This is a genomic window from Mesorhizobium sp. M2A.F.Ca.ET.037.01.1.1 (assembly GCF_003998075.1).
Classification (GTDB): domain Bacteria; phylum Pseudomonadota; class Alphaproteobacteria; order Rhizobiales; family Rhizobiaceae; genus Mesorhizobium.
In genome coordinates, this window is the sequence record NZ_RZSA01000598.1 from 1 (window position 1) to 4238 (window position 4238).

Annotated in this window: 2 protein-coding genes; both read left to right on the top strand. The window is 61.1% G+C overall.

Going from position 1 to position 4238, the window contains the following annotated elements:
* A partial coding sequence (locus tag EOA27_RS25050) for a valine--tRNA ligase (protein ID WP_127257513.1) occupies nucleotides 1-2519 on the top strand: 2519 nt, incomplete at its 5' end.
* A 361-nt stretch (nucleotides 2520-2880) separates the two neighbouring features.
* Entirely contained in the window at nucleotides 2881-4128 is a 1248-nt protein-coding gene (locus EOA27_RS25055; RefSeq protein ID WP_126082278.1) for an OmpP1/FadL family transporter, read from the top strand.
* Nucleotides 4129-4238: the final 110 nt, after the last annotated feature.

Below are 4238 nucleotides of genomic sequence, written 5' to 3' on the forward strand. Positions count from 1 at the left end.
CGCAGATGGTGGTCGAGCGCCAGCTCATGGAAAGGCAGATCCATCGCCGCGATCTCACGCGAGAGCAATTTATCGAGAAGGTCTGGGAGTGGAAGGCCGAATCCGGCGGCGCGATCTTCAACCAGCTGAAGCGCCTCGGCGCCTCGGCCGACTGGTCGCGCGAACGCTTCACCATGGATGAAGGCCTGTCCAAGGCGGTGCTGGAAGTCTTCGTCACGCTCTACAAGGAAGGCCTCATCTACAAGGACAAGCGCCTTGTGAACTGGGACCCCAAGCTGCTGACGGCCATTTCCGACCTCGAGGTCGAGCAGCACGAGGTCAACGGCAATCTCTGGCACTTCCGTTACCCGATCGAAGGCGAAGCGTTCGATCCGGAGAACCCGAAGACCTTCATCACGGTCGCCACGACGCGCCCCGAGACGATGCTTGGCGATACGGCGGTTGCCGTTCATCCGGGTGACGACCGCTTCACCGATCTGGTCGGCCGCAACGTCGTGCTGCCCATCGTCGGTCGCAAGATACCGATCGTGGCGGACGAATATTCCGATCCGGAGAAGGGCTCCGGCGCGGTCAAGATCACGCCGGCGCATGATTTCAACGACTTCGAGGTCGGCAAGCGTCACAAATTGCCGGCGATCAACATCCTGACAGTCGAAGCCGCCATCAAGCTCAAGGACAACGAGGATTTCCTCGCCGGTCTCGAGGTGACGCCGGAGCGCGAGGCCGTCTGGGACGAGCTCGACGGACTCGACCGCTTCGCTGCCCGCAAGAAGGTCGTCGAGCTGATGGAAGCGGGCGGGTTCCTCGACAAGATCGAGCCGCACCGGCACACCGTGCCGCATGGCGACCGCGGCGGCGTGCCGATCGAGCCGTTCCTGACCGACCAATGGTATGTCAACGCCGCCGAGCTCGCCAAGCCGGCGATCGCCTCGGTGCGCGAGGGCCGCACGAACTTCGTGCCGAAGAACTGGGAAAAGACCTATTTCGACTGGATGGAGAACATCCAGCCCTGGTGCATTTCGCGCCAGCTCTGGTGGGGCCACCAGATCCCGGCCTGGTATGGGCCGGACGGGCATGTCTTCGTCGAGAAGACCGAGGAAGAGGCTTTGGCCGCGGCGGTCGAATATTACCTGGCGCTGGAAGGGCCGTGGAAGGCCTGGGTAGAGGACAAGCTCGAGAATTTCCAGCCGGGCGAGATCCTGACCCGCGACGAGGACGTGCTCGACACCTGGTTCTCGTCGGCGCTGTGGCCGTTCTCGACGCTCGGCTGGCCCGACCAGACGCCCGAGCTCAAGACCTATTACCAGACCGACGTGCTGGTGACCGGCTTCGACATCATCTTCTTCTGGGTCGCCCGCATGATGATGATGGGCCTGCACTTCATGGACGAGGAGCCGTTCCACACCGTCTATGTGCATGCGCTGGTGCGCGACAAGAACGGCGCCAAGATGTCGAAGTCGAAGGGCAACGTCATCGATCCGCTCGACCTGATCGACGAATATGGCGCAGATGCGCTGCGCTTCACGTTGACAGTGATGGCGGCTCAGGGGCGCGACGTGAAGCTCGATCCGGCGCGCATCGCCGGCTATCGCAATTTTGGCACCAAGCTGTGGAACGCGACGCGCTTCGCCGAGATGAACGAGGTTGCGCGCAACGACGAGTTCTGGCTGAACGACACCAAGCTGCCGGTCAATCGCTGGATCCTGACCGAGCTGACGCGAGCGGCGCGCGCGGTCACCGAAGGCATCACCAGCTATCGTTTCAACGACGCGGCGGGCGCGGCCTATCGCTTTGTCTGGAACCTGTTCTGCGACTGGTACCTGGAGCTGTTGAAGCCGGTGTTCATGGGCACGGACGAGGCCGCCAAGGCTGAGAGCCGGGCCTGCGTCGCCTTCGTACTCGACGAGATCTACAAGCTCCTGCATCCGATGATGCCGTTCATGACCGAGGAGCTGTGGGCGCAGACCGCTGGCGAAGGCAAGGAGCGCTCCTCGCTGCTTTGCCATGCCGCCTGGCCGTCGCCCGACTTCGAGGACGAAGAGGCTGCCGCCGACATCAACTGGCTGGTCGACCTCGTCTCGGGCATCAGGTCAGTGCGGTCGGAGATGAACGTGCCGCCGGCAGCGATCGCGCCGCTGATGGTGATCGGCGCTAACACGCTGACGCAGGAGCGGCTGGAGCGTCACGCCCAGGCGATAAAGCGGCTGGCGCGCGTCGGCGATATCGCTCTGGTCGATGCGCCGCCAAAGGGCTCGGCACAGATCGTGCTCAATGAGGCGACGATCAGCCTGCCGCTCGGCAGCCTGATCGACCTCCAGGCCGAGGCTGCGCGGCTGCAGAAGGAACTGGCCAAGGTGACCGAGGAGATCGCCCGCCTGCACAAGAAGCTGTCGAACGAGAAGTTCGTCGCCAATGCGCCGGAAGAAGTGGTCGAGGCCGAGCGCGAAAAACTCGCCGAATATCGCGAGGCGCAGGAGAAGCTATCGGTGGCTTTGACAAGGGTTCGCGACGCCGGCTGAGCGGCAAGAATCGCCTCGGCGCGGAGCTGCTTTCCGGTACGTTAGCTGCCTCGAAAATAGGCGTTCCGCTACGTTAATTTTGACGTAAACGGAAAGTTTGGGCCGAATTGTTGCCATAATGTAACAATGCGGCCTGAAAGGACCTGAAATCGGCTGTTTTTGCCCCGTTTTGGGTGGTTTTCGCGGTTTTTTCGATCATTTGACCCTGGTTGGCGCGATTTGGGCGCCAATTCCGGCGCGCCTCACCATGGCAAAAATACGTGCTGTCAAGATGTACGTGTACAGCTCCTGAAAACGTTGTTGCGTCGTTAACCCGAATTGGTTCTAGCTTGAGCCACTTGTATTTCGGGGAGGGATTTCCATGAGCATTTTGCGTCTCAAAGCACTGCTGGGGGCAGGATGCTTTTCGCTTGCCATGGTCGGAGCCGCGATGCAGCCCGCGCGTGCCGGCGGCATCGAGCGCGGCGGCTATGATATCGACCTGCTGTTCGATCCGGCGCCTTTTGCGACGGAAGCCGAAGCGACCTATGTGATGCCGGATCGCAAACTCAAAAACGGGGTGGACACCAATCCGCTCGACGGGAACATCACCGCCCTCGGCAGCTCAACGAACGAAAGTGAGGACTATTGGGTACCTCGCATCGGCGCAAAGGCCCAGCTTGTCCCTGGCGTCGACTGCATGGTCGACTATTCACAGCCGTGGGGCGCCCATACATCGCCCGGTCTGTGGGCCGGCGCCCAGTCCAACATGGAAACCGACATTAAGAGCGACAGCTACGGCGCGACCTGTTCCTATAAGATGGACGCGGGTAAAGGTCAGCTTCGCTTCATCGGCGGTGTTTTCTACCAGAAGGTCTACGGCTTCAAGGAAGACTTGGTGTCGCCGCTGGTTCCCAACTTCCAGGGAACCGGCCGTGTCGATCTGACGAGCAGCGGCTGGGGCTGGCGCGCCGGCATTGCCTACGAAATCCCGGACATCGCGCTGCGCGCAAGCCTCGTTTATAACTCGAAGGTCAAGCTCGACAATATTTCGGGCACATTGGACTTGTCGAACGTTGGCGCACCGATTTTCCCGATCTACGGCTCGACGCAGTACATGCCGGATGTCGTCGAATTCAAGCTTCAGTCGGGTATAGCGCCGGGATGGCTCGCCTTCGGTTCAGTCAAGTGGGTCAACTGGAGCCTGCTGCAAAGTGTTCCGATCTGCGTCGTAGGCACTCCCTCTTCGGCATGTGTCACCGGTGATGCACTGCATTCGGGCCAAATCACGTCGCTGGACTTGATGTATCGTGACGGCTGGACCGTTTCCGGCGGCATTGGCCACAAGTTCAACGATCAGTGGAGCGCCGCCGGCCAACTGAGCTGGGATCGCGGCACCTCGCATGGCTACGGCTCGCAGACCGACACCTGGACGCTGGGCGGTGGCGTTGCCTATACGCCGCGGCCGAACATTGAACTTCGCTTGGCCGGCGCGATTGGTGTGTTGACCAGCGGCCATTCCGGGATAGTGAATGGTGAGAACGGATATCAGGCCGGCACCGAAGTCAGCTACGACTTCGGCAACGATCTCGTCACGGCGATCTCGGGTGGTCTCAAGATCAAGTTCTAAGTTCTGAAAATTCGGGAAAAAGGCCGAGCATTGCTCGGCCTTTTTTGTTGTCTAGCCGAGGGCTCAGCATAGCCTCTCGGCGCGCTATTGCAGATTCGCCGCGCAATCGC